Source organism: Pseudomonas sp. F2 (assembly GCF_057174385.1).
In genome coordinates this window covers 4,735,423-4,759,163 of the sequence record NZ_CM169904.1, presented here as the reverse complement: position 1 = coordinate 4,759,163, position 23,741 = coordinate 4,735,423, and the positions used below count along the sequence as shown (strand labels likewise).

Genomic DNA, 23,741 nt, shown 5'->3' with positions numbered 1-23,741 from the left:
ATGTAGGAGCTGCCGCAGGCTGCGATCTTTTGCGCCTTAATTAATCAACCCTGCCACTTGCCACCCTCGACAATCACACTCTCAGGCCGGGTGTCATCGCTCAGCTCTTTGCGCACGTATTGGTCGTATAGCTTGAGCAGGTACTTCTCTTCACCCAGCTTCGCCAGTTCGCTGTTCACCCAGTCACGCAGCTCGACATTACCCTTCTTCACCGCCGGGGCAATCGGTGCTTCGGCGCCGAGTTTTTCCTCCAGCACACGGTAGCCCGGGTTCTGTTTGGCCCAGCTGAACAGCACCAGATTGTCCTGCGCGTAGGCATCGCCACGGCCATTGGCCAGGGCTTGCAACGACTCGGAGTTTTTCTCGAACTTCAGCAGTTTCCAGTCCGGGTGGTTCCTGGTCAGCCAGATATCGGCGGTAGTCCCCGTGGTGACGATGGTGGTGCGGCTGGCCAGGTCATCCAGTTTTTTCACCGCACTGCTTTGCGGCACTAATGCCTGCACCGCCACCTTGAGGTTCGGGTTGGTGAATTCCACCGCCTCCTTGCGCTCCGGGGTCACGGTCATGTTGGCGAGGATCAGGTCGACCTTGTCGCTCTGCAGGAACGGAATGCGGCTCGCCGGCTCCACGGCAACAAACTCGACTTTGTTCTCGTCACCGAGCAGATCCTTGGCGAAACGCCGGCCGATGTCGGTGTCGAAACCGACGTAGCGCCCGGCCTCATCGACGAAACCGAACGGTGGCTTGTCGGTGAACACGCCGACGATCAGTTTGTCGCGAGCCTTGATCTTATCCAGGTAACCGGCTGGCGCGGTGCTTTCACTGGCGACTTTAGGCTTGGCCGGTTCTTCGGTTTTGCTGCAACCGGCAAGCAAGGCAAGGCTGAGCAGGGGCAGTAAAAAAGCGGCAGTTTTCATAACAGTTCCAGTTCCTTTGTCGGATTCGTTTTTGGCAGTGTTGCAACGAAGGAGAACTTCTCCAGGAACTGCTGCGCGCGTGCGGTTTGCGGGTTCGTAAAGAAAATCTCGGGCGGGTTCTGTTCAAGGATGCGCCCGGCATCCATGAACACGATGCGGTCGGCCACCGCGCGGGCGAAGGCCATTTCGTGGGTGACGATCAGCAGGGTCATGCCCTCGCGGGCCAGGCCCTGAATCACTTGCAACACTTCCTTGACCATCTCCGGATCAAGGGCGGCGGTGACTTCATCGAAGAGCATGACCCGTGGGTTCATGAACAACGAACGGACGATGGCGATGCGTTGCTGCTGGCCGCCGGAGAGCTGGCGCGGGAAGGCATCGCGCTTGTCCGCCAGGCCCAAGCGTTCGAGCAGCGCTTCGGCTTGCTGCTGCGCTTCACGGCGCTGACGCTTTTGCACCTTGAGCGGGCCAAGCAATAAATTGTCGAGCACGCTCATGTGCGGAAACAGGTGATAACTCTGGAACACCATGCCGATCTGTTGGCGCACTTCGCGCCAGTCGGTGGCCTTGTCCAACAGTTCACGACCGACAAATTTCAAGCTGCCGCTGTGCGCTTCTTCCAGACCGTTGAGGCAACGCAGCAACGTACTTTTGCCACAACCGCTGGGGCCGAGAATGACGATCACTTCGCCGCTGCGCACGCGCAGGTCGATGCCCTTGAGCACCTGTTGCTCGCCATAGAATTTGTTGAAACCCTGAAACTCGATCAATGCGCTCATGCTTGCGTCCAGCGTCGCTCCAGCACGCGCGAGGCGGCCGACAGCGGGTAGCAGATAAAAAAGAAAAACAGGAACAGCGCGCCGTAGATCAACACCGATTCGTAGGTGCGCTCGATGATCTGCTGGCCGACCTTGATCACATCGACCACGCCAATCAGCACCGCCAGCGAACTGGTCTTGATGATCCGTGTGTAAACGTTGATGGTCGGCGGCGTCATGCGTTTCAGCGCCTGCGGCAGCAACACGTAGCCGTACAGTTGCGCCGCATTCAGACCAATCGACAGTCCCGCTTCACGCTGCCCGCGCGGCAATGAATGCAATGCACCGCGCGCCACTTCGCCGACTTCGCTGGCACCCCACAGCGACAGCACCAGCACCGCACACCAGAAGCTCGGCAGGCTCAGGCCGAAGAAAATCGGCAGGCCGAAAAACAGCAGGTACAACCAGACCAGCACCGGAATCGCCCGGAACAGTTCCAGATAAACCCGCAGAATCGCGTTCAGCCACGTCACGTTGAGCGTGCGCAGTACGCCGTAGAGCACGCCGCCAACCGTGCTGATGGCGATGCTCAGGAATGAGATCGACAGGGTTTGCCCGGCGCCTTTTGCCAGTTGTGGCAACGACACCCAGAGCAGTTCAAGACCCGAACTGGCCATGCTGAAGCCTCCTTTCCAGGCGGCTGAGCAACAGCGACAGCGGCAAGAACAACAGCACGCAGATCAGCGTCAGCACGGCGAGCATTTCGTAGGTCTTGTAGTAGAGCGCGATGTAGCTCTTGGTGGTGTAGAGGATTTCCGGCACCGCCACCGCCGAGACCACGGTGGTTTCCTTGAGCAGGAAAATGAAATTGGCGAACAGCGACGGCAGGCTGAGAATCCCCGCCTGCGGCAGGATCACGTAGCGCAGCAACTGACCGTGGGACAGGCCGATGGAGCGCCCCGATTCCAGTTGCGCCTGCGGCACCGCATCGATGCCGGCGCGCAATACCTCGGTGAGGTAGGCACCGCCAAGGAAAGTCATGGTAATGATCGCTGCGGTGAATCCGGAAACCTTGATCCCCAGCGCCGGCAAGGCGAAGTAGACGAAGAACAGTTGAATCAGCAGCGGCGTGTTGCGCGCCAACTCCACATACAGGCCGACGGCGCGTTGCAGGTAAGGCGTGCGGAACACCAGAATCGTCGCGTTGAGCAGGGCCACCAGCAGCGACGTGCCGATGGCAATGAACCCGACCTGCAGCGTCACGCCCACAGCCTTGAGAAAGGCCGGCAGGGTACTGAGGATAAAGGCGTAGTCGAAAGTCATGAAGCATCCTGGACGTCGCTCGGTAAGCGACGGTCATGCAGTCCATGGACAGCGGGTAACCGTCCGGCAGGTGCTGACTTTATAGGTATAAAAACAAGTATTTAAATACCGTTAAAGCATATTGATATCACCCAAAAAACTACCCTGTGGGTTTGCCGGGAAGGAATAAGAAGGCTATTTTCCCTTGCGCTGTAGGAAGGATCTTTTTTGCCTGAAAGCCCTCCAAGGACGAACAGCTTTTGGCCAGACTCCCCCGGCCAAACCATTACAAGGAAGACAACATGGACGTAAAAGTGCCGCAGCGACTGGATCCGCAGGACATCGTGAAATTGCTCGTGGCGTTGCGCCGGGCGTTGAAGGCTCAGGTGGCCTGAGTTACCACACATCAAGATCAAAAGATCGCAGCCTGCGGCAGCTCCTACAAAAGATCGCTTTCCCCTGTAGGAGCTGCCGCAGGCTGCGATCTTTTGATTCTGGCTTTAGATCCTGTGGCGATCCCATAAATCGAGCACACAAAAAAACGCCGATGACCCTCACTGGCCATCGGCGTTTTCATACCTTGAAGGGGTGGTTCAAGCGGCGGATCAGAACGCCGGCAGTACCGCGCCGTTGTACTTCTTCTCGATGAACGCTTTGACTTCAGGGCTGGTCAGGGCAGCGGCCAGTTTCTTGATGGCGTCGCTGTTCTTGTTGTCCTCACGGGCGACCAGGAAGTTCACGTAAGGCGAATCAGCGCCTTCGATCACCAATGCATCCTTGGTCGGGTTCAGCTTGGCTTCCAGCGCGTAGTTGGTGTTGATCATGTCCAGATCAACTTCCTTCAGCACGCGTGGCAGCAGGGCCGATTCCAGTTCCTTGAACTTGAAGTTGTGCGGGTTCTTGGCGATGTCTTTCGGGGTCGCCAGGGCGTTTTTCGGATCTTTCAGTTCGATCAGGCCCGCCTTCTGCAGCAGGATCAGGGCACGGCCGCTGTTGCTGCCTTCGTTCGGGATGGCGATGGTCGCGCCGTCAGGCAGATCAGCCAGTTTCTTGTACTTGCTCGAGTAGCCACCGAACGGTTCAACGTGCACGCCTTGCACGGTCACCAGATACTTGGCCTTGTCGTCCTTGTATTTGCCGGCGTTGAAGCTGTCCAGGTAAGGCTTGGTCTGGAAGTAGTTGGCATCCAGACGCTTCTCGCCCACCTGCACGTTCGGCTGCACGTAGTCGGTGAAGACCTTGATTTCCAGATCCACGCCTTCTTTGGCCAGGGTCGGTTTGATCAGCTCGAGGATTTCCGCGTGTGGCACCGGAGTCGCCGCCACCACCAGTTTCTCGCCGGCCTGGGCCAGGGAAGCAGTCAGAGCAGCCGCCAATGCGGTAAACAACAGAACCTTTTTCATGCAGTGTCCTTATCGAGAATCACGGTCGCGAATGGCGACGGCTATTAATACCAGTGCCAGTGAAGTGCTATCTCTGGCGTGAAGCGGACAATACCGGGATTTTTTATTCCCGGACAATAACGTTTATTCACGTTGATATTCCATTTTGTTCATACACGCGAGATAGCCATGCAGGCGCTGCCGCAGGCAGCGATCTTTTGATTTTCAATGGTTTAAAAGTGCTGAAAGCAAGATCAAAAGATCGCAGCCTGCGGCAGCTCCTACACGAGCCCCGCGTTTTTCAGTAACTGCTTTAGCGACTGCTGATCGGCAGCGGTGCCATTTTCCAGGATTTGTTTGATCTGGCTTTCGATCTGCACCAGCGTCTGTGGCAGGTTCAGGTGCTCCGGGAGGATTTCCTCGCCGGTGCTGACCAGCAGCGCGAAGTGAATGACGTTTTCCAGCTCGCGGGTGTTGCCCGGCCAGCTGTGGCGTTCCAGCAGGTGCTGCGCGGCTTCGCTGATCAATGGCACCGGCAGATCCAGACGCTGGCTGTAGATGCCGAGAAAGTATTCGGCCAACGACAGGATGTCGCCGATCCGTTCGCGCAGCGCCGGCAATTCCAGTTGCCCTTCGCTGAGGTAGTGATAAAGCCGTTCGTGAAATTTCCCCGCGTCCACCGCTTGTGCCAGATCGATGCTGGTGGCCGCTACCAGCCGTACATCCACCGGGCTTGGCTGATGGGCGCCGACGCGGGTGACTTCATGATTTTCCAGAGCGGCGAGCAGTTTGATCTGGATCGGCAGCGGCAAGTCGCCAATCTCGTCCAGATACAACGTGCCGCCGTTGGCCGAACCGAACCAGCCGGCACGACTGCTGGCCGAACCGGTGTAACTGCCGGCGGCATAGCCGAACAGCTCGGCATCGGCGTAGGTCGGGCTGATCGCGCCGCAATTGACCGAGACGAACAGACCGCTGCGATCACTGGCGCGGTGGATGTGGCGCGCGAGCAACTCTTTACCGGTGCCGGTCTCGCCACGGATCAATACCGAGATTGTCCGTGGTGCCAGGTGCTCAAGCTCTTCACGCAGCTGCCGCGAACGCGGATCGACGAAGACCAGCGCCTTGGCACGGATGCTCAGGGGACTTTTTTCCGCATCGGGAAAGGTCAGCAACGGCTGACCGAACGCTTCAAAACTCATGGCAGACTCCCGCCCACAACCGCCGGGAGACGGGGGCGATCAAAAAGAAAAAATACCACTCAAGCGCGACGCCGCGCGTGGAGTTCCAGGCGGTTTTGCAGGCGATAGAGGTAAGCGAAACCCTGCTCCCAGCGCTGGTGCCCGGACTTGACGTTGATGTGCCCGGCCCCGGCGAGAATCCCCGCTTCGGCGCCCCAATGGCGCGCCAGCTCCAGCGCGCGTGGCGCGCTGACGGCGGCGTCGTTGTCAGAGGCGACGACCTGACTGGGGAACGGCAGCAGGTCAGTCGGGATCGGTGCGAAGTTACGCAGCGCCGGTGCACAGGTCGGGCGCTCGACGTCGGCCGGCGCGACCAGCAACGCCCCGCGCACCCGACGCAGAAATTGCACGGGCGCAGTGGCAGCCCAATGCGCAACGGTGACGCAGCCGAGGCTGTGGGCAATCAGGATCACTGGCGTGCTGTCGGCGGCAATCGCTTCGGCCAGCGCCGCGACCCAGTCTTCACGGCGCGGTGTCAGCCAGTCGGCCTGCTCCACCCGGGCGCTGTTGGGCAGGCTGTTCTGCCAATGGGTTTGCCAATGATCTTCTGGCGATCCTTGCCAGCCCGGCACAATCAGGTAACGGATTGATTCGTTGCGCATGGGGGAGCTCTCCTGCGTCGTGTCTGTTCCTGATCGAGTATAGGGATGGGATTTATATTCGTTAAGGAATAAGAAGCTATTTATTAAGACCCAAAAGAAATATGTTTGGCTTCGTGTAGGAGCTGCCGAAGGCTGCGATCTTTTGATTTTGATTTTAAGAACAAGAGCAAAAGATCGCAGCCTTCGGCAGCTCCTACAGGGATCGGGTGTGGGTTTAAATCGAGATAAAAAAAGGGCCGCACCCTGCCAAGGAGACGGCCCCGGAAAAACGTAAATCCTGTTACCGCGCCGTGATCACCGACAACTTGGTAATCCCCGCCCGCTCGATCGAAGCCATGGCCCGCGCCACTTCGCCGTAGTTCACCCCGTCGTCGGCCTGCAGTTGCACGCGGACTTCCGGGTCTTTCGCCTTGGCTGACTTGAGGTTGAATTCCAGCAGGTCCGGCTGGATTTCATCCTTGTTGATAAACAGTTTGCCGGCGCCGTCGATGCTTACCACCAGCGGATCTTTCTGCTCGACCGGCGCCACCGCTTCGGTCTTCGGCAAGTTGATCGGGATCGCATTGGTCAGCAGCGGTGCGGTGACGATAAACACCACCAGCAGCACCAGCATCACATCCACCAGCGGCGTCACGTTGATCTCGCTCAGCACCTCGTCGCTGTCTTGCGTGGAGAAGGCCATATCAGGACGCCTCCTTCACTTTTGTCGCGTTGCCCGGTGCCGACACCTTGTTTGCAGTCGGGTGGATCAACACGCGGAACGCACTCTTCTGCGCCAGGCTGTAGAAGTCGTGGGCGAAGTCATCCAGATCCGCCGCCGTCAGTTTCAGACGCCGCAAAAAGTAGTTGTAAACCAGCACCGCCGGCACCGCGACCGCGATCCCCACACCGGTGGCGACCAGTGCCGCACCGATCGGACCGGCGACTGTTTCCAGGCTCGCCGAGCCTGCCGCGCTGATGCCCTTGAGCGCTTCCATGATTCCCCACACCGTGCCGAACAGGCCAATGAACGGCGAGGTACTGCCAATACTCGCGACCACCGCCAGACCGGTTTCCAGCGAACGCCGTTCGCGCACGATCTGCTGGCGCAAGGCCCGCTCCAGGCGATCCTGATGGTTGATCGCCTGGCTCAAATCATTGGCCTGCGGCGCCTCACCCACCTGAATCGCCGCGTAACCGGCCTGTGCCACCCGGGCCGCAGCGCCGGGTTGGGTTTCGCTCAACTCAGCGGCGGAGTCGAGACTCGACGCCGCCCAGAAGCGTTTATGAAACTTGCGATCCTGCGCCTTCAGACGACCGAACTGCACAGCCTTGAGCAGCGCCAGTCCCCAGGTGGCAACGGAAAAAACCACCAGCAGCCAGATCACCGCACTTTCGATGGATTCCAGTGGAGAGGCCAGTAACGTCATGATGTGTTCCCTCGTGTAAACATTTAGCGCGAATAGGTTTCGGTTTAATGAATCTTGAAATCGATGGGCACGCTGACCCAGCCGTCCTGGGCGACATCACCCTGCCTGGCCGGGACGAAGCTCCACTGTTTGACGGCGTTGAGCGCTGCATCGTCGAGTTGCTGCCGGCCACTGCTTTTCTGAATCTGGATCTCGCCCGGCTTGCCATTGGCCAACACATGCACCCTTAACATCACCGTGCCTTCCCAGCCGCGACGCTGAGCCAGCGACGGGTATTCCGGCGCCGGGTTCTTCAAATACGCGGCGTTGGCCGAGGCCGGCGTTACCGGAGCCGGAGCCGCGGGTGCAGGTGGCGCTGGCGCAGCGACCGGGGCGGCCGGTTGCGGCGGCGCCGGTGGTTGCTCCACGGCTTTGGGGGCTGGCTTCGTCACCGGTTTAACCACCGGTTTCGGCTTGGGTTTGGGGATCGGTTTGGGCGGTGGCGGCTTCACCGCCAACTCGTCTTCAACCGGTGGCGGAGGTTCGACCACCGGCGCGGGCGGCGGCGGTTCAACCACGGGCGGCGCGGGTGGTGCCGGCCGCGAAAACTCGATGGTCATCGGCGGAACTTCCGGCGGCACGATCGGCAACGCTGGTGTCGGATGCTGATTGATCCAGTAGATCACCGCACCATGCACCAGCAGCGCCAGCACGCCGAGCAGGATCGCTTCACGACGGCTCAGAATGCCCTTGGGCGCGCGCTGCAAACGCAACTGCCCCAACGGCACACGATGGGGCCGGCCGAGATCGACCAATTCGCCACTTGGTGTCTGACGCCACAGCAATTCCTGTGCGCTGGCGGCGGTCTGGACATTGCCCATTGATTTACTCCCTGCGGTCTCTATGCGTTCTTTCGCTTGGCCGATCCGTCGTTTGTTGAATCCCCCACGGCGTGATCGATGGGTCAATCATTGGGCCAGCGGCTTATCTCCGAAAGTAATCTTTCATGTTATGGATAGACATTTATGGAATATGAAAAACGGTCATTTCCGCCAAAGCCACGGGCTGCAAGGCTTCCAGCGATTCGCCGAAATCGACATGCTTTCCCGGCATAAAAAGTATTCATCCAAGGCATCGGGTTATCGATGACCCGGGATTAAGTGACAACTAATACCAACGTGATAGTTGAAAAACTTTTCAAAAGGCAAACAAAAAGGCCGATGCACTTTTAATGCATCGACCTTCGATTTACGGAATTTTTTATTGCTTCACAAACTCCCCGGCCAGACCGACTACATCACCATCAAAGTTAGTACGCGAACCCACCGCACGAACTTTCGAATAGTTGTGATCCGGCGAGAACAGCGTCCAGGACTGATAGCCAGTCCCATCATTCAGCGCCGCGAACGTGATGATCGTCGGCTGCCCGGTACTGTTCTGGAAATGGTAATGCCCGTAGGCGATGTCGTAGTTCACGCCGTTCTGGCTGAACTTGCCGCTGAAGGTGCCGTTGGAATCGTTACCATCGGTGATCGTCAGTTTGGCGCCAGCGTTAGCGTTTACATAATTGCCATTAATGCTCGACATAACGTGATTTCCTTTATCGTTGGATAAGTGTCTTCCGATGAGAGCAAGTTTCCTCCTGGAAACTCACGACACACAGGATGGTTGTCCATTGACTTATTGTCCACGGCACTTATCAACGATATTGCTATATGCACTATTCATGTCGTTCATAACTTATTTCGATTCCGAAGAACCTTAATAACTAACGGCTGACTTGGGTTTGTTGCACACCGATGGCCGGTACCAGAACTGCCGTCTCTGAACGCGGCGTTCCCGCCGGAACCCAGTCATAACTCACAGGCAGCGCGCGATAGACCCAGTTGCTGATTGCATCACTGCCCGGCGCCTTGCCCAGATACGGGCTGACATATTCCCAGACGTTTTCACCGCTGGCCGTGACCTGGAAAAACCGCCCGTTCATGCCTTCGTCGATCAGCGTATTGCCATTGGGCAAGCGTCGCGCGCTGCTGATGAATGAACTGTAGAAGGCCCAACCCGGCTGCTTCGAATTCGCTGCGCTGTATTGCCAGACGATTTGATTTTTCTGCGGGTCGATTTCCAGCACCCGCGAGCCGGAAATCAGCCCGAGGGTAACGTTTGGATAGCCCGCCGAACCCTGGTTATCGAACACCAGCAGATTACCGGCACCGGGGAGCCCGGCGGGGATGATGTGCGCGTCGTGCTGACCGACAAACTGATCCACCGGACGCGGTAATTTCTGCGCGGTTTTCGGGTTGATCAGCGGCAGGTTCGGGCCGAGGCGCCACACCACTTTGCCGCTGTGCTTATCGATGATCGCGATGAAGTTGGCATTGCGCGAATCGAGCAACAGGTTGTCCGGATTGAAGCGTTTGTCTCCGGCATCGAACCACTTGTTCGGCCCGACCACGCTGAGGTTGTTGATGTGCAGGTAATCCGGATTTTCGCTGGCGTGCACCAGTTTCAATTGCTCCGGGGTGAAGCCGAATTCGTTCAGGTGCTCCGAGGCCAGCCACTGCCATTTCACCGCACCGTCAGGACTGACTTCATAGATCGCATCATCGATCACCTCAGGCACTTTGAAGCCTTTGACCTTATGCACCTTGTTCGCCAGCACCACCGTATTGCCGTTGCTCAACCGGCGCTGATCGTGGTGTTGCTGTGCTGCGCCGCCAGGGGCCTTGTCGCCCCACTGCCAGACGACTTTGCCGCTCCAGTCCAGTTCGCCGACGCTCTGGTTGCCCAGACCGTTACCGGCGGAGCCGAGCTTGCCCGGATCCTTGTCACTCAGTTGCAACAGCACATGCCCGCGCGCGCCGCCGACCAGTTGCGGGTCGATGATCGCCGACGGGAAACCCGCCTGTGGCCAGGTTTTCACCTCATTGCCGTTCATGTCGATCAAGTGGGTCTGCTTGTCGGCGCCACTGAAGATCACGTACTGGTTGAACGCTTTGTTCGGGTCATAGCGGGTGACGCCGGTCGGGTACACGCTGGGGGCGGCGAACACTCCGGTGCTTGAGACTGCGCCGGATAACAACAGGGCTAAAGCGGTTTTGCCTGGCAACATGATGCAGCTCCTTGAATGACGGATCAGAAGTCGTAGCGACCGGTTACGCCGAGGGTGCGCGGCGTACCGAGCAGGCCTTCATAACCGCCGTTGCCGCCGGTCCACAGCGTCGTGTAATAGGTCTTGTCGAAGGCGTTCTTCAGCCACAGCGAAACGTCCCACTGGCCCTGATTGAAATCGCCACGCAGACCGGTGGACAGGTTGACCACGGCGTAGCTCGGGATCTGCCCGTAGTCGGAATCCTCGACCGTGCCCACCGCTTTGGAGCGGAACGCGTAACTGCCGGTGACGTAAGGTTGCAGACCGTTGGCCAGATTCCATTCGTATTTGCCGTTGGCGTTGCCGATCCATTTCGACGCGCCGACCACCTGGTGGCCGCTGAGGTCGCAAGAGGCCGGTGCGCCGGGTGCCTGGCTGACTTCCGGCGGGCACGGTGCATCTTTGTACGAGAGATAGCTGACGTCGTTGTACGAGCCGTTGAAGTTCAGGGTCAGGCCGCGCAACGGGATCACCGTGCTTTCGAATTCGACGCCGCGTGAGCGCACCGAACCGGCGTTGGTCAGGTATTGCACGCGGTTGACGTCGTCGTAGGCGTTGGTCTGGTAGGCGTTGACCTGGGTCCAGAACACGTTGGCGTTGAGCTGCAAACGCCGGTCCCACAGCGTGCTTTTGAAGCCGAGTTCGGCGTTGTTGGCCCGTTCGGTGCCAATCAGCAGCGAGTCGGCGCCGGCGGTTGGCGCCGAACCCACCGCGAGGTTCACGCCACCGGATTTTTCCCCGTGAGACAGCGTGGCATAGCCGAGCAGGTCATCGGTGATGCGATAGCTGAGGTTGAGCAGTCCGGACGGGCTGGAGCTGTACTGATTCAGATCGCCGGAGTCGTAGGCACCCGTGCGTCCGCGACGTGCGGTGGCCGCTGCGCCGGTGACCGTGGCGCCACCGACCGGCGCATCGCGGGTGACCAAGGCGTTCTTCTCTTCGTAGGTGCCACGCACGCCGGCAGTGAAGTCCAGGCGCTCGGTCAGGTGCCAGGTGCCTTGGGCGAACAGGGCGAAGCTGTCGGTCTTGATGTGGCCGTTGCCGACGCTGCCGACGTTGGCCAGCGCGCCGCGTGGCGTGCCGTTCCAGATGTCGGCCTGCGGGCCGTAATAGGCAAAGGATTTGTTGTCGAGATCCGAGCCGAAGTAGTACGCGCCGACCACGTAATCGAAGAACTCGCCCTTGGGCGAGGCGAGGCGAAACTCCTGCGAGTACTGTTTATCTTCGACCGAAACCCCGGCGTTGTAAGTCGCGGCGACGTTGAGACCGTCGTCGTTGGCCGGGGTGAAATTCCAGAAGCGATACGAGCTGATCGAGGTCAGGGTGAAATCGCTCGGCAGCGTCCAGTTGGCCTCCACCGACGTGCCGCCCTGATGCACGGTGACGTGCTGATCGTTGTCCAGATTGACCTTGCGGTGCGAGCCGTTGACCAGCGTCGCGCCGGCGGCATTGGCCCGCGACTGGTAGAGGTTGACGCCGTTGATGGTCGGCCCGGTGTTGTACAGCACGCGGGTGCCGGCGCTGGAATCCTCTTCGTTGTAGTCGCCGATCCAGCGCAGGTTGAAGTCTTCGTGGGGCTTGAACAGCAACTGCGCACGGAAGCCATCACGCGAGCCACCGTTCAGGTCATGACCGTTGTATTCGTTCTTGATGTCGCCGTCGCTGCGGGTGCGATAGGCCGAAAAACGTCCGGCCAGTTCATCGTTGAGCGGCCCGGAAATGGTGCCCTTGGTCTGGAAATAACCGTCTTCGCCAACCGAGGTTTCGATGCTGCGTTCCGGGGTAAAGGTCGGCGCGCGGGTACTGATGTTGATCACCCCGGCGGTGGTGTTCTTGCCGAACAGCGTGCCCTGCGGCCCGCGCAGGACTTCGAGCTGTTCGATGTCCATCAGGTCGAACACCGCCATCCCCGAACGGCCCAGATAGACGTTGTCGATGTACAGACCGACGCTGCCTTCCAGACCGTCGCTGGCCGGGTTGTTGCCCAGGCCACGAATCGACACGCTGGACTGGCGCGCGTGCATGTAGGCGACGTTGACGCTGGGCACCAGTTGCTGCAAATCCTGAATCCGGTAGACCCGTTGCGTCTCCAGCGTCTGACCGCTGACCACGCTCATCGGCGTCGGCACGTCTTGCGAACTTTCTTCGCGACGGCGGGTGGTGACGGTCACGGTTTCCAGCTGCGAGCTGTTGGCCGCAGGCTTGCCGGCGGGAGCCGGCGGTGGGGTGTCGGCGTCGGCGGCGTAGCTCTGAGTCCAGCTGGCACTCCCCGCCAGCAACAGGGCCAGAGGCAGGCGTTTGAGCCGTCGTGGCGTTAAGGGTGACGCAAGGTTCAACGGACTCATGGCGCGGCTCCTGGTCAAAAAACACACAGACATCTTCAGCGCTGCATATTCTTTTAAGTTATTTATTTATGGATTTACAAATATTTACTGCATAAGAGATTGCCTTTATAAGGAGTCGACCTAATGCATATCCAATGCATTTCCCGGATATTTTTTATGTGAAAAATGCATATCGACTTGCGCCAACTTCGACACTTCATCGCCCTCGCCGAACAACGCAGTTTCGTCGCCGGCGCGCAGGCGGTGAACCTGTCGCAGTCGGCGTTCAGCCGCAGCATCCAGGCGCTGGAGCACAGCGTCGGCTGTCAGTTGGTCGATCGCGGGCGCAAGGAATTACCGCCGACCAAGCAGGGTCAGGTGCTGCTCGAACATGCGCGGCGACTGGTCAGCGGCGCGCAGCAGATGGCCAACGAGATCAGTCAGTTCAATGGGCTGGAGGCGGGCGAATTGCGCTTCGGTTGCGGCCCGGCGCCGGCAGCCGGATTGATCCCGCGCGCGATCGGCGCGTTCATCGGGCGCTACCCGAAAGCGCGGGTGCAATTTCAGGTCGATGACTGGCAGAGCCTGAGCAAACGCCTGCTCAGCGAAGAGTTCGAGTTCTTCGTCGCCGACACTCGCCACTTCGAAGCCGATCCGGATTACCTGACGTACCGTTTGCGGCCGCGCAAATGGCATTTCTGCTGCCGCGCCGGGCATCCATTAGCGGCATTCGAACGGGTTTCGGCCGAGCAATTGATGAGTTATCCACTGGCGGTGAGCCTTCGTCCGCCGAACCTGCGCAAGGTCATCGTCGACCTCAGCGGCCGACCGGATATCACCCCCAATGTCGAATGCGAAAACAGCTCAAGCCTGCTCGGCGTGGTGCTGCGTTCGGATGCCATCGGCATCGTTGGCGCGTATTCCGACGCACTGCATCAGGTCAAGGGCGAACTGGTGTGTTTGCGGATCGAGGGTTTGGCCGATGACCTGGAGGAGCTGTACACCCGTTATGGGATTGTCAGTCGGGCGGGGTATCGGTTGTCGCCGCTGGCCGAGGCGATGATTGAGCAGATCAAGGCGATTGATGCGGTGGATGAGGAGGTTTGTTCACTCGAAAATTTAGCTGTCTGAGCTACCGCTATCGCTGGCAAGCCAGCTCCCACAAGTTCCGGGTGTTCACACCATTTTGGCTTGGCGCAAATCCTGTGGGAGCTGGCTTGCCAGCGATGGTGCCGAAACAGTCACCGATGCATCCACTGCATAAAACCCATTCCCCAAATGCACTTGCCGAACACCCCCGCCGAAAGCGACAACCCTCGCCTGTCTTTCTGACCGGTGAATCCCATGTCCAACCCGCAAAACCCCGTGCGCAACGTGCTGTACATCATGTGCGATCAACTGCGCCGCGATTACCTGTCCTGCTACGGCCATCCGCATCTGCATACACCGAACATCGATCGTCTGGCCGCCGCCGGCGTGCGCTTCAGCCGTGCTTACACCCAGGGCACGATCTGCGGGCCGTCGCGGATGTCGGCCTACACCGGACGCTACGTCAGCAGCCATCAAGTGGCATGGAACGCGGTGCCGTTACCGCTGGATGAACTGACCATCGGCGATTACCTGCGCCCCCACGGCATTCGCACCGCGCTAGTCGGCAAGACCCACGCCACGGCCAACGTCGACGCCTTGCAGCGTCTGGCGATCAACCCGGACAGCGCGCAGGCCGAAGTGCTCAACGAGGTCGGTTTCGAACCGTACTTTCGCCACGACGGGATCTTCCCCGACGACCCGTTGTTCGCCGACAAACGCGAATCCGCGCCCTACACCCATTACCTGCGCGAGCAAGGCTTCGACGGGCGCAACCCCTGGCACGACTGGGCCAACGCTGCCGAAGGCGAGAACGGAGAAATCCTCAGCGGCTGGCACATGCGTCATGCGCATTTGCCAGCGCGAATTCCCGAGCAGTTCTCAGAGACTGTCTACACTACAAATCGAGCCATCGACTTCATCACCGAGCAAGGTGAGAAATCCTGGTGTTTACACCTCTCCTACATCAAACCGCACTGGCCCTATATCGTACCTGCTCCATACCACGCTTTGTACAGTACGAAATCGATTCTCGAAGCGGTCCGCGCGACGCCCTCCGAAGCCAGCAAACACCCCGTATACACGGCGTTTCGCCAGCATGAGGAAAGTCTCAACTTCTCCCGTGATTCAGTACGATTGAATGTAATCCCCACCTACATGGGCCTGATCAAGCAAGTGGATGACCAGCTCGGTCGGCTGTTCGATTTTCTGCAGAGCAACGGTCGTTGGGATGACACGCTGATCGTGTTCACCAGCGATCACGGCGACTTTTTGGGCGACCACTGGCTGGGCGAGAAGGAGTTTTTGCTCGAACAAGCGGTGGGCGTGCCGTTGATCGTGCGCGACCCGCGTGCGGCGGCGGATATCACTCGCGGCACGGTGGATGAGCGGCTGGCGGAGACAATCGATGCATTGCCGACGTTTCTCCAGGCCCTGGGTTTGCCGGGCGCCGAGCATCGGCTGGAGGGCCGCTCGCTGATCCCGCTGTTGCACGGCGAAAAACCTGATTGGCGCCGCTACGCCATCAGCGAATACGACTACGCCTTTCAGGCTCCGGCACGCGAGCGACTTGGCCAGCCGATCGACCGTTGCCGCATGACCATGGTGCGCAGCGAGCGCTGGAAATACCTGGCGTACGACGGCTTCCGGCCGCAGTTGTTTGACCTGCTGAATGATCCGCAGGAGTTGCACGATTTGGGTGACGATCCGGCGTACGCGCCGGTGCGCGAGGAGCACGCGGGGCACCTGTTTGAATGGGTGCGCGGGTTGAAGCGGCGGACCACGATCAGTCATCAGGAGATCGATTTGCGTGGGCAGCGGTTTCGCTATGGCGAGCCGGAGACCGAGAAGGTGGTGCAAATCGGTGTGTGGTAGTTAAAAGCATCGCTGGCAAGCCAGCTCCCACAGGTTTTGCGTTGTTCACATCCTTTGTGTCCGACACCAATCTCTGTGGGAGCTGGCTTGCCAGCGATGGAGCCTTATCAAACGCCGCCGATATCAAATCCCTTGATTGTTTGACTACGCTGCCCCGAAGCCCCGACCGGCACTTCCCCCTTGAGCGTCACCCGTCGCACGATGCGATCCTGGGTACCGTAATCATCAATCGCATAATGCTGCGTCGACCGGTTGTCCCAGATCGCCACATCACCGGTCTTCCAGCGCCAGCGCACGGTGTTTTCCTGACGAATCACATGGCTCTGCAACAAGCCGAACAGGTGCGCCGAATCGGCTTGCGAATAACCCTTGATGCGCTTGACGAAGTGCCCCAGCAGCAAGCTCTTCTCGCCGCTGATCGGGTGGACTCGCACTACCGGGTGCTCGGTCTCGTAGACGGTTGAAGTGAAGACCTTGCGATAGCGCTCCAACTTCTCCGCCGACACGTCTGGCTTGGCCCCGGCGTAGTCGTATTCGTTGCTGTGCACGGCGACCAGTTTGTCCGCCAGCTCGCGCAGCTCGCTCGGCAGTTCGTTGTAGGCGGTCGCGGTGTTGGCCCACAAGGTGTCGCCACCGAAGGCCGGGGCCACCACCGAGCGCAGGATCGAGGCTTTGGGGTAGGCGTCGACGAAGGTCACGTCGGTGTGCCAGGAGTTGGCGCGCTGGCCCTCGGCGCCGTCCAGTTCCAGCAGATAACGGGTGCCCTCACGCACCGGCACGGTCGGATGCGCCACGGGCTCGCCGAGCAGATGGGCGAAGGCTTCCTGGCGCTGATCGTCGAGCTGGGTCTGCTCGCGGAAGAACACCACCTTGTACTGGATCAGCGCCTGCTGAATGGCTTCGACGGTAGCGGCGTCCAATTCACCGGACAGGTGCACGCCACGAATCTCGGCGCCGATACGGCCGGCCACCGGATGGATTTCCAGCGCGTGGACAGCGGGTTTTACAGCGAGTGCGGCATTGCTCATGGGTAGACCCTCATCGACTGCTTGCGGTTGGGCGACAGCGAAACATGGCTCTATCTATATTCCATTTACATCTAATAGATATTCACATGCTTCGTTGACGGAATAAGAGCTTGCATTTAAAACCTCAAGCAACCCTCGTCGCAAATGCCTTCGAGCTATTTTTAGGATGCCGGGAAAGCATATGGATCTTCGCCAGTTGCGCTACTTCATCGCCCTCAACGAACACCGCAGTTTTGTCCGTGCGGCGGACGCAATGGGCATCACTCAACCGGCGTTCAGCCGCAGCATCCAAGGGCTAGAGCAAGAGTTCGGCTGCGTGCTGGTGGATCGCGGCAACAAGGATCTGCGCCCCACCCCCGAAGGCCAGGTGGTGCTGCAACACGCTCTGACCCTGGTGCAGGGCGCAGCGTTGCTCAGCGCCGAAGTGACGCAAATGACCAAGCTTGATGCCGGAGAGCTGCACTTTGGTTGCGGCCCGGCGCCAGCGGTGAAACTGGTGCCGGATGCGGTGGCGCAATTCATCAACGCGCACCCGAAAGTACGCACCTGTTTTCAGGTGGATAACTGGGAAAAACTCAGCCGCGCGCTGAGCCGTGAAGAGATCGAATTCTTCATCGCCGACATCCGCCATTTCGAGGCCGATCCAAACTTCCAGACCCAGGCCCTGACGCCCAAACGCGGGGTGTTTTTCTGCCGGCCCGGGCACCCGCTGCTGGCCAAGGAAAGCCTGTCGACCAACGACATGTTTGACTACCCGCTGGCGACCACGCTGATTCCGCCAGGGATTCGCAAACTGCTGGCGAACCTCAGCGGCCGGATCGATTTTTCGCCGACCATCGAGACCGAGCATTTCCCGGCGCTGGTGAAAGTGGTGCTGCAATCCAATGCGATTGGCGTCGGCACGGAAGAGGCGTTCGTCGAAGACATTGCCCAAGGTTCACTGGCGCTGCTGCACTGGCGCAACCTGCCGCAGAATCTGGAGAGCATGAATGCGCGCTGCGGGATTGTCAGTCGTACCGGGTTTCGCCTGTCGCCCGCAGCAAGAGCGATGATCGAGACGTTGGTGGCGGTGGATAAACAGGAAATCAGCGTCGCGGTTTGAAGATCAAAAGATCGCAGCCTTCGGCAGCTCCTACATGGGAATGCGTTCTCCTGCAGGCGTTGCCGAAGGCTGCGATCTTGTGATTTTAAAGCTTGGCCGCCGCCAGTTCAGGCACCACCCAATCACTGACCTTGAACGGTTTGCGGATCAGTTTCTGCTGCGCCGCCAGATCCACCGAGTCCTGCAATTTGCCGAGGAACACCGGGTCCAGCGTTGACGGGAACATTTCGCTGAGTTTCTGATCCTGCAGGTCCTGGGTCAGGATCAGCGGTGGATAACTCGCCAGCCCCGACACCAGTTGCACGTAGGCATCCTTGTTGTTGTCTTGGGTCAGCCAATCCGCGGCTTGCTGCTGCGCCTTGAGCAGCTTTGCCACGACCTGCGGATGCCCGTCGACAAACTTGCCGGTGCCCACCAGCACTGACTGCACACTGCCGGCCCCGCCCAGATCCTTGGTGTTCAGCGGCAATTCCGCCAGCCCCTTGGCTTGCAGGGCCGTCAACCCTGAACTGCCCCACGATGCGTCGATCTGTTTAGCCGCCAATGCCGCGACCGCTGCGTTGAAGTCGAGGTTGATCACCTTCAGATCCTTTTCGCTCAGGCCCTGACTGGCCAGCGCCGCATCAAACGACAACTGCGTGGCGGTGCCACGAAAGATCGCCACGCGCTTGCCCTTGAGATCCTGCAAAGTCTTGATCCCCGAACCCGGCACCACGCCCAGATATTGCTTCACGCCGCGCGCACTGGCGCTGAGCAAGCGTGTGTCGAGGCCGTTGGACTTGCCGATGATCGCCGCCAGGTCGCCCAGATACGCCAGATCGACCTGACCGTTGGCAAACGCCTCGTTGATCACCGGTCCGGCGCCCTTAAAGAAGCTCCATTGAATCTTGATGCCCTGATCGGCGAAAGCTTTTTCGAAGATCTGCCGATCACGCAGCACATCCACCACACCGCCGCCGCTGTGCTGGGTGCCGGCGCTCAGGTCAGGCACAGCGATCCGGATTTCCTTGAGCTCGTCGGCCTGCGCGGTAAACGCCAGCAGGCCCGCCAGTGCCGGAATGGCAAACAGACTGAAAACTCGTTTGAAGGGAAGGTTCATGGATGTAGCTCCTTGATCACGACAGGCGTTGAGGAACCGAAAGTAGGCCGAAGCGTGACCTTCGCTTAAATACTATAAATGCACATTTTTATAGCCATTAACGCTAAGCAAGCAACAGCGCGGGCTTCAGCGGCGTATGCATTAACAGCATCGAAAATATTCTTCGAATGCATTGGATGCGCGATGTTCTGGAAGCCTTAAATGGCGCTGCTTATCTCCAAATTCAATATTTTTGATATCGCTTATAACAATTTGTTTATAGCTAATACCACTGGAGATCGCAGCCTTCGGCAACTCCTACAGGGGCGAATTCACGGACGCGTCCCCCTGCAGGAGCTGCCGAAGGCTGCGATCTTTTGATCTTGCTCCCGATCCAACCCGACAACGGAGGTCACCCATGGCCCGTGATTCCCTGCTCAGCCTGCCGCTGCCCGCGCCGCCCCTGAAACGTCATCGGGCGTGGCCAAGCCTCAACCAACGCCTGTTGCCCTGGCTGCTGCCAGTCAGCCTGTTCGCTCTGTGGTGGCTGGCCGCGCGCAATCAATGGATGAGCGAACAGATTCTGCCGGCGCCATCGCTGGTGTGGAACAGCGCCATCGAGCTGTCCCAGGGCGAGCTGTGGAGTCATTTGTGGATCAGCCTGCAACGCCTGCTCTGGGGCTTGCTGGCCGGCATCTGCGCGGGTGCGGTGCTGGGTGCCGCACTGGGTTTCAGCCGGCGCCTCGAACGGTTGGTGTTTCCGACCTTCGCCGGTCTGGCACAGGTGCCAACGCTGGCGTGGATTCCGCTGTTCATGGTGTTTTTCGGCATCGGCGAAGTGTTGAAACTGGTGGTGCTGATCAAGGCCATCGTGGTGCCGGTGACCCTGCACACCTTGGTCGGCGTTCGAGATGCGCAACCGAAACTGCGCGAAGCCGCCGCCGTGTTGCGCCTGCCGTCGTACTTGCTGATCCGGCGTCTGGTGCTGCCCGCCGCACTGCCAGCGTTCATGGCCGGCGTACGCCTGGCCCTGGCCGCTGGCTGGACGTCCTTGCTGGCGGTGGAGCTGTTGGCGTCCAGCGAAGGCATCGGTTACCTGATGGTCTGGGCACGGCAACTGTTCATGCTCGACATCGTGTTCGTGTGCATCGTGGTTATCGGTGTGCTCGGCGTGGCGATGGATCGCGGCATCGGCTTGCTCGACCGCAAACTGGTGCACTGGCCGCACCCGGCCACCGCAGAAATCCGCGGTGGCCCGCGCTATGAAGGCTGGCAGCGGCTGCAACCGTGGCTGTTGCCGCTGAGCCTGATCGGTTTGTGGCAAGTGGCGAGCGATCAGCAATGGGTCGATGCGAACATCCTGGTCAGCCCGTTCGCGGTGCTGGAAACAACAAAAAACGGTTTGCTCGACGGCACGCTGATCAGCGGCATGGCCTTGAGTCTCGGTCGTACCCTTGGCGGCTTGCTGCTGGGCGGCGGACTCGGTTTCGCCCTCGGCTTGCTGTTGGGGCTTTCACGCACCAGCGAACGACTGCTCGGCCCGACCCTCGCCGCCCTGCGGCAGATTGCGATTTTCGCCTGGGTGCCGCTGCTCACCGCGTGGTTCGGTTTGGGTGAATTGGCGAAGTGGGTGTTCGTCGCCCTCGCCGCGTTCTTTCCGTTGTTCATCGCCACTCAGCGTAGCGTCGCCAGTCTCTCGCCACACCTGAATGAAGTCGCGCAGGTACTGCGCCTGAGCCTCGGCCAGCGCCTGCGCCGTCTGGTGCTGCCGGGCGCGGCGCCGGGGATTTTTGCCGGGCTGCGCCTGAGTCTGATCTACGCCTGGCTCGGCACCATCGGCGCCGAATACTTCATGCCGTCCAACGGCGGCATCGGCAGCCAGATGATCGGCGCCCAACAACTGCTGCGCATGGACCTGATCATGGCCGGAATGCTGCTGGTCGGCCTCACCGGCGCCCTGCTCAACCTCATCGGCCAACGCCTGGAAATTCGCGCCACTCGCTGGAGACACGCATGAACGCACCGATTGTCAGCTTCACCCACGTAGGCAAATCCTTCGACGTCGACGGTTTCGAACTGGAGGCGATTCGTGAATTCAACCTCGACATCGCCGAGGGCGAATTCGTCGCCATCGTCGGGTCCAGCGGTTGCGGCAAATCCACCTTGCTGCGTTTGCTGGTGGGCCTCGACACGCAGTTTCGCGGGCAGATCAGCGTCGATGGCAAAGCCGTCAGCGGCATCGGTAGCGAGCGCGGCATCGTATTTCAGGAGCACCGTTTGTTCCCGTGGCTGACGGTGGCCGACAACATCGGTCTCGGTCTGGTCAACGAACCACTGAGCGCCGCCGAAAAGCAGCAGCGCATCAACGATTTCATTGAGCTGGTCGGCCTGCGCGATTTCACCCGGGCCTATCCGCACCAGCTCTCCGGCGGCATGGCGCAGCGCGTGGCGATTGCTCGCGGACTGGTCGCCAGCCCACGGATTCTGCTGCTCGACGAACCCTTCGGCGCACTCGATGCGCTGACCCGCCAGCAGATGCAGGACGAACTGCTGGCGATCCGCGACCGGGCAAAAATCACCACGATTCTGGTCACCCACGACGTCGAGGAAGCGATCTTCCTCGCCGACCGCGTGGTGGTAATGGAGCCGCGTCCGGGACGGATCAAGCAGGTGGTCGACATCGCCTTGCCGCATCCACGTCAGCGCAGCAGTTTCGACTTCCATCAGTTGCGTGAAGAACTGCTGCACGAACTGACCAGTGACGACCATTACCAACCGAGCCTGCCGGTGCAGATCCGCGATCTGCCGCTGTCGTTCATTGCCTATTGAGAGGAGCTGTATCGATGCCGCAACGCCCCAACTTTCTGGTGATTCTGGCCGACGATCTCGGCTTTTCCGATATCGGCGCCTTCGGTGGCGAAATCGCCACGCCGAACCTCGACGCGCTGGCCAACAATGGCCTGCGCCTGACCGATTTCCACACCGCACCGACCTGCTCGCCAACGCGTTCGATGCTGCTGACCGGCACCGACCACCACATCGCCGGCATCGGCACCATGGCCGAAGCGCTGACCCCGGAACTGATCGGCAAACCGGGTTATGAGGGCTACTTGAATGACCGCGTGGTCGCCCTGCCCGAGCTGCTGCGCGAGGCCGGTTATCAGACCCTGATGAGCGGCAAATGGCACCTCGGCCTGACGGCTGAGCTGGCACCGCAGGCCCGTGGTTTCGAGCGTTCGTTCTCGCTGCTGCCGGGGGCGGCCAACCACTATGGTTTCGAGCCGACTTACGACGAACACACCCCTGGCCTGCTGAAATCGACGCCAGCGCTGTACATCGAAGACGACACCTTTATCGATGAGCTGCCCAAGGATTTCTACTCGTCGGACGCCTTCGGCGACAAGCTGCTGCAGTATCTCAAGGAGCGCGATCAGAGCCGGCCATTCTTCGCTTATCTGCCCTTCTCCGCACCGCACTGGCCGTTGCAGGCACCGGCCGAGGTAGTCGAAAAATACCGTGGCCGCTATGACGCCGGTCCCGAAGTCCTGCGTCTGGAACGCCTGGAAAAACTCAAGGCGCTGGGCCTGATCGAGCCGGATGTCGAGCCGCATCCGCTGATTCAACTGAATGCACAATGGGCTGCGCTAAGCGCTGAGCAACGACAGATTTCCGCGCGAGCCATGGAGGTCTACGCGGCGATGGTCGAGCGCATGGACTGGAACATTGGCCGGGTGGTCGATTACCTGCGCCAGCAGGGCCAACTCGATAACACCTTCATCCTGTTCATGTCCGATAACGGCGCCGAGGGTGCGCTACTGGAAGCGTTCCCCAAGTTCGGCCCGGAACTGCTGACGTACCTCAACCAGCATTACGACAACAGCCTCGACAACATCGGACGTGCCAATTCCTACGTCTGGTACGGACCGAGCTGGGCGCAGGTGGCGACCGCGCCGTCACGGCTGTTCAAGGCGTTCACCACCGAAGGCGGGATTCGCGTACCGGCGCTGCTGCACTATCCGCAATTGCCAATCAAAGGGCAGATCAGCCACGGTTTCGGTACGGTGATGGACATCACCCCAACGATTCTCGATCTGGCCGGCGTGCGCCATCCGGGCAAGCAATGGCACGGCAAACCGGTGGCGCCGCTGCGCGGTAAATCATGGCTGGGCTTTTTGTCTGGCGAGACGGTGCAGGTGCATGACGAGCACACCGTCACCGGCTGGGAATTGTTTGGCCGCCGGGCGATTCGCCAAGGGTCGTGGAAGGCGGTGTGGATCCCCGGGCCGGTGGGGCCGGCGACCTGGCAGCTGTATGAATTGAGCAGTGATCCGGGGGAGATTCATGATCTGGCGTCGAGTCAGCCGGACAAGCTCAACACCTTGATCGGGCATTGGCAGAAATATGTGGAGGAGACTGGGGTGATTCTGAGTGCTTCGCCGTTTCAGCCGGACTGAAACGGCCAGAACCACCGCTATCGCTGGCAAGCCAGCTCCCACAAGGTTCAATG

21 protein-coding genes are annotated in these 23,741 nt (G+C 59.8%); 6 read left to right on the top strand and 15 right to left on the bottom strand.

The genetic code is table 11. The features are described from left to right. Positions 1–44: 44 nt before the first annotated feature. The 13 genes from AC193Q_RS21430 to AC193Q_RS21370 form a co-directional block, all read right to left on the bottom strand. Complete coding sequence (locus AC193Q_RS21430; RefSeq protein ID WP_047290787.1) at positions 45–917, bottom strand: transporter substrate-binding domain-containing protein; 873 nt, start codon at positions 915–917, stop codon at positions 45–47. Next, on the bottom strand, positions 914–1,696 hold the full coding sequence (locus AC193Q_RS21425) for an amino acid ABC transporter ATP-binding protein (RefSeq protein ID WP_483878749.1): 783 nt from the start codon (positions 1,694–1,696) through the stop codon (positions 914–916). The genes AC193Q_RS21430 and AC193Q_RS21425 overlap by 4 nt, the downstream gene beginning before the upstream one ends. Then, complete coding sequence (locus AC193Q_RS21420; protein ID WP_047290785.1) at positions 1,693–2,352, bottom strand: amino acid ABC transporter permease; 660 nt, start codon at positions 2,350–2,352, stop codon at positions 1,693–1,695. Before AC193Q_RS21420 ends, AC193Q_RS21425 begins: the two co-directional genes overlap by 4 nt. Further along, entirely contained in the window at positions 2,333–2,998 is a 666-nt protein-coding gene (locus AC193Q_RS21415) for an amino acid ABC transporter permease (protein ID WP_041071136.1), read from the bottom strand. The genes AC193Q_RS21420 and AC193Q_RS21415 overlap by 20 nt, the downstream gene beginning before the upstream one ends. 584 nt (positions 2,999–3,582) lie before the next feature. Continuing rightward, the gene (locus AC193Q_RS21410; protein ID WP_041071133.1) at positions 3,583–4,380 is read right to left on the bottom strand and encodes a MetQ/NlpA family ABC transporter substrate-binding protein; all 798 of its coding nucleotides are present in this window, start codon (positions 4,378–4,380) and stop codon (positions 3,583–3,585) included. 260 nt (positions 4,381–4,640) lie between these two features. Continuing rightward, positions 4,641–5,561, bottom strand: a complete 921-nt coding sequence (locus tag AC193Q_RS21405; protein WP_121183069.1) for a sigma 54-interacting transcriptional regulator — start codon at positions 5,559–5,561, stop codon at positions 4,641–4,643. A gap of 59 nt (positions 5,562–5,620) precedes the next feature. Further along, positions 5,621–6,202, bottom strand: a complete 582-nt coding sequence (locus tag AC193Q_RS21400; protein ID WP_121183068.1) for an alpha/beta hydrolase — start codon at positions 6,200–6,202, stop codon at positions 5,621–5,623. A gap of 280 nt (positions 6,203–6,482) precedes the next feature. Continuing rightward, on the bottom strand, positions 6,483–6,884 hold the full coding sequence (locus tag AC193Q_RS21395) for an ExbD/TolR family protein (RefSeq protein WP_003220570.1): 402 nt from the start codon (positions 6,882–6,884) through the stop codon (positions 6,483–6,485). Position 6,885: 1 nt separating this feature from the next. After that, positions 6,886–7,611 (bottom strand): MotA/TolQ/ExbB proton channel family protein, encoded by a 726-nt coding sequence (locus AC193Q_RS21390; RefSeq protein ID WP_041071117.1) that lies wholly within the window; start codon positions 7,609–7,611, stop codon positions 6,886–6,888. A gap of 44 nt (positions 7,612–7,655) precedes the next feature. Further along, positions 7,656–8,471: an energy transducer TonB gene (locus tag AC193Q_RS21385; RefSeq protein WP_483878748.1), complete on the bottom strand. Its 816-nt coding sequence runs from the start codon at positions 8,469–8,471 to the stop codon at positions 7,656–7,658. A gap of 379 nt (positions 8,472–8,850) precedes the next feature. Further along, entirely contained in the window at positions 8,851–9,177 is a 327-nt protein-coding gene (locus AC193Q_RS21380) for a hypothetical protein (protein WP_007952780.1), read from the bottom strand. A gap of 181 nt (positions 9,178–9,358) precedes the next feature. Next, the gene (locus tag AC193Q_RS21375) at positions 9,359–10,702 is read right to left on the bottom strand and encodes an aryl-sulfate sulfotransferase (protein ID WP_483878747.1); all 1,344 of its coding nucleotides are present in this window, start codon (positions 10,700–10,702) and stop codon (positions 9,359–9,361) included. 23 nt (positions 10,703–10,725) lie between these two features. After that, positions 10,726–13,086 carry a TonB-dependent receptor gene (locus tag AC193Q_RS21370; protein ID WP_483878746.1) on the bottom strand — a complete coding sequence of 787 codons (2,361 nt, stop codon included), beginning with the start codon at positions 13,084–13,086 and terminating at the stop codon, positions 10,726–10,728. Between the two features lie 165 nt (positions 13,087–13,251). On the opposite strand from AC193Q_RS21370, the gene AC193Q_RS21365 reads away from it, so the two are divergent. Both AC193Q_RS21365 and AC193Q_RS21360 read left to right on the top strand, forming a co-directional pair. Next, positions 13,252–14,196, top strand: a complete 945-nt coding sequence (locus AC193Q_RS21365; RefSeq protein WP_483878745.1) for a LysR family transcriptional regulator — start codon at positions 13,252–13,254, stop codon at positions 14,194–14,196. Positions 14,197–14,409: 213 nt separating this feature from the next. After that, the gene (locus AC193Q_RS21360) at positions 14,410–16,026 is read left to right on the top strand and encodes an alkaline phosphatase family protein (RefSeq protein ID WP_121183058.1); all 1,617 of its coding nucleotides are present in this window, start codon (positions 14,410–14,412) and stop codon (positions 16,024–16,026) included. Positions 16,027–16,133: 107 nt separating this feature from the next. Here the strand turns inward: AC193Q_RS21360 and AC193Q_RS21355 are convergent, their stop codons facing one another. Then, positions 16,134–17,054 (bottom strand): TauD/TfdA dioxygenase family protein, encoded by a 921-nt coding sequence (locus AC193Q_RS21355; protein WP_121183056.1) that lies wholly within the window; start codon positions 17,052–17,054, stop codon positions 16,134–16,136. Positions 17,055–17,235: 181 nt separating this feature from the next. Here AC193Q_RS21355 and AC193Q_RS21350 point away from each other — a divergent pair, with 181 nt between their 5' ends. Further along, a complete protein-coding gene (locus AC193Q_RS21350; RefSeq protein ID WP_047290777.1) occupies positions 17,236–18,156 on the top strand; it encodes a LysR family transcriptional regulator in 921 nt (306 codons plus the stop codon). Between the two features lie 85 nt (positions 18,157–18,241). Here the strand turns inward: AC193Q_RS21350 and AC193Q_RS21345 are convergent, their stop codons facing one another. Then, positions 18,242–19,255 (bottom strand): ABC transporter substrate-binding protein, encoded by a 1,014-nt coding sequence (locus AC193Q_RS21345; protein WP_121183054.1) that lies wholly within the window; start codon positions 19,253–19,255, stop codon positions 18,242–18,244. A gap of 397 nt (positions 19,256–19,652) precedes the next feature. Here AC193Q_RS21345 and AC193Q_RS21340 point away from each other — a divergent pair, with 397 nt between their 5' ends. The 3 genes from AC193Q_RS21340 to AC193Q_RS21330 are packed head-to-tail and all read left to right on the top strand — an operon-like array spanning position 19,653 to position 23,688. After that, positions 19,653–21,251, top strand: coding sequence for an ABC transporter permease (locus AC193Q_RS21340; protein WP_121183052.1), 1,599 nt, complete (start codon positions 19,653–19,655; stop codon positions 21,249–21,251). Further along, on the top strand, positions 21,248–22,063 hold the full coding sequence (locus AC193Q_RS21335) for an ABC transporter ATP-binding protein (RefSeq protein ID WP_047290774.1): 816 nt from the start codon (positions 21,248–21,250) through the stop codon (positions 22,061–22,063). Before AC193Q_RS21340 ends, AC193Q_RS21335 begins: the two co-directional genes overlap by 4 nt. A 14-nt stretch (positions 22,064–22,077) precedes the next feature. Beyond that, entirely contained in the window at positions 22,078–23,688 is a 1,611-nt protein-coding gene (locus AC193Q_RS21330; protein ID WP_483878744.1) for an arylsulfatase, read from the top strand. Positions 23,689–23,741: the final 53 nt, after the last annotated feature.

Excerpts from the sequence above, each read along its gene's own strand:
- AC193Q_RS21430 (WP_047290787.1), bottom strand. The coding sequence starts at position 917 with ATGAAAACTGCCGCTTTTTTACTGCCCCTGCTCAGCCTTGCCTTGCTT.
- AC193Q_RS21425 (WP_483878749.1), bottom strand. The coding sequence starts at position 1,696 with ATGAGCGCATTGATCGAGTTTCAGGGTTTCAACAAATTCTATGGCGAG.
- AC193Q_RS21420 (WP_047290785.1), bottom strand. The coding sequence starts at position 2,352 with ATGGCCAGTTCGGGTCTTGAACTGCTCTGGGTGTCGTTGCCACAACTG.
- AC193Q_RS21415 (WP_041071136.1), bottom strand. The coding sequence starts at position 2,998 with ATGACTTTCGACTACGCCTTTATCCTCAGTACCCTGCCGGCCTTTCTC.
- AC193Q_RS21410 (WP_041071133.1), bottom strand. The coding sequence starts at position 4,380 with ATGAAAAAGGTTCTGTTGTTTACCGCATTGGCGGCTGCTCTGACTGCT.
- AC193Q_RS21405 (WP_121183069.1), bottom strand. The coding sequence starts at position 5,561 with ATGAGTTTTGAAGCGTTCGGTCAGCCGTTGCTGACCTTTCCCGATGCG.
- AC193Q_RS21400 (WP_121183068.1), bottom strand. The coding sequence starts at position 6,202 with ATGCGCAACGAATCAATCCGTTACCTGATTGTGCCGGGCTGGCAAGGA.
- AC193Q_RS21395 (WP_003220570.1), bottom strand. The coding sequence starts at position 6,884 with ATGGCCTTCTCCACGCAAGACAGCGACGAGGTGCTGAGCGAGATCAAC.
- AC193Q_RS21390 (WP_041071117.1), bottom strand. The coding sequence starts at position 7,611 with ATGACGTTACTGGCCTCTCCACTGGAATCCATCGAAAGTGCGGTGATC.
- AC193Q_RS21385 (WP_483878748.1), bottom strand. The coding sequence starts at position 8,471 with ATGGGCAATGTCCAGACCGCCGCCAGCGCACAGGAATTGCTGTGGCGT.
- AC193Q_RS21380 (WP_007952780.1), bottom strand. The coding sequence starts at position 9,177 with ATGTCGAGCATTAATGGCAATTATGTAAACGCTAACGCTGGCGCCAAA.
- AC193Q_RS21375 (WP_483878747.1), bottom strand. The coding sequence starts at position 10,702 with ATGTTGCCAGGCAAAACCGCTTTAGCCCTGTTGTTATCCGGCGCAGTC.
- AC193Q_RS21370 (WP_483878746.1), bottom strand. The coding sequence starts at position 13,086 with ATGAGTCCGTTGAACCTTGCGTCACCCTTAACGCCACGACGGCTCAAA.
- AC193Q_RS21365 (WP_483878745.1), top strand. The coding sequence starts at position 13,252 with ATGCATATCGACTTGCGCCAACTTCGACACTTCATCGCCCTCGCCGAA.
- AC193Q_RS21360 (WP_121183058.1), top strand. The coding sequence starts at position 14,410 with ATGTCCAACCCGCAAAACCCCGTGCGCAACGTGCTGTACATCATGTGC.
- AC193Q_RS21355 (WP_121183056.1), bottom strand. The coding sequence starts at position 17,054 with ATGAGCAATGCCGCACTCGCTGTAAAACCCGCTGTCCACGCGCTGGAA.
- AC193Q_RS21350 (WP_047290777.1), top strand. The coding sequence starts at position 17,236 with ATGGATCTTCGCCAGTTGCGCTACTTCATCGCCCTCAACGAACACCGC.
- AC193Q_RS21345 (WP_121183054.1), bottom strand. The coding sequence starts at position 19,255 with ATGAACCTTCCCTTCAAACGAGTTTTCAGTCTGTTTGCCATTCCGGCA.
- AC193Q_RS21340 (WP_121183052.1), top strand. The coding sequence starts at position 19,653 with ATGGCCCGTGATTCCCTGCTCAGCCTGCCGCTGCCCGCGCCGCCCCTG.
- AC193Q_RS21335 (WP_047290774.1), top strand. The coding sequence starts at position 21,248 with ATGAACGCACCGATTGTCAGCTTCACCCACGTAGGCAAATCCTTCGAC.
- AC193Q_RS21330 (WP_483878744.1), top strand. The coding sequence starts at position 22,078 with ATGCCGCAACGCCCCAACTTTCTGGTGATTCTGGCCGACGATCTCGGC.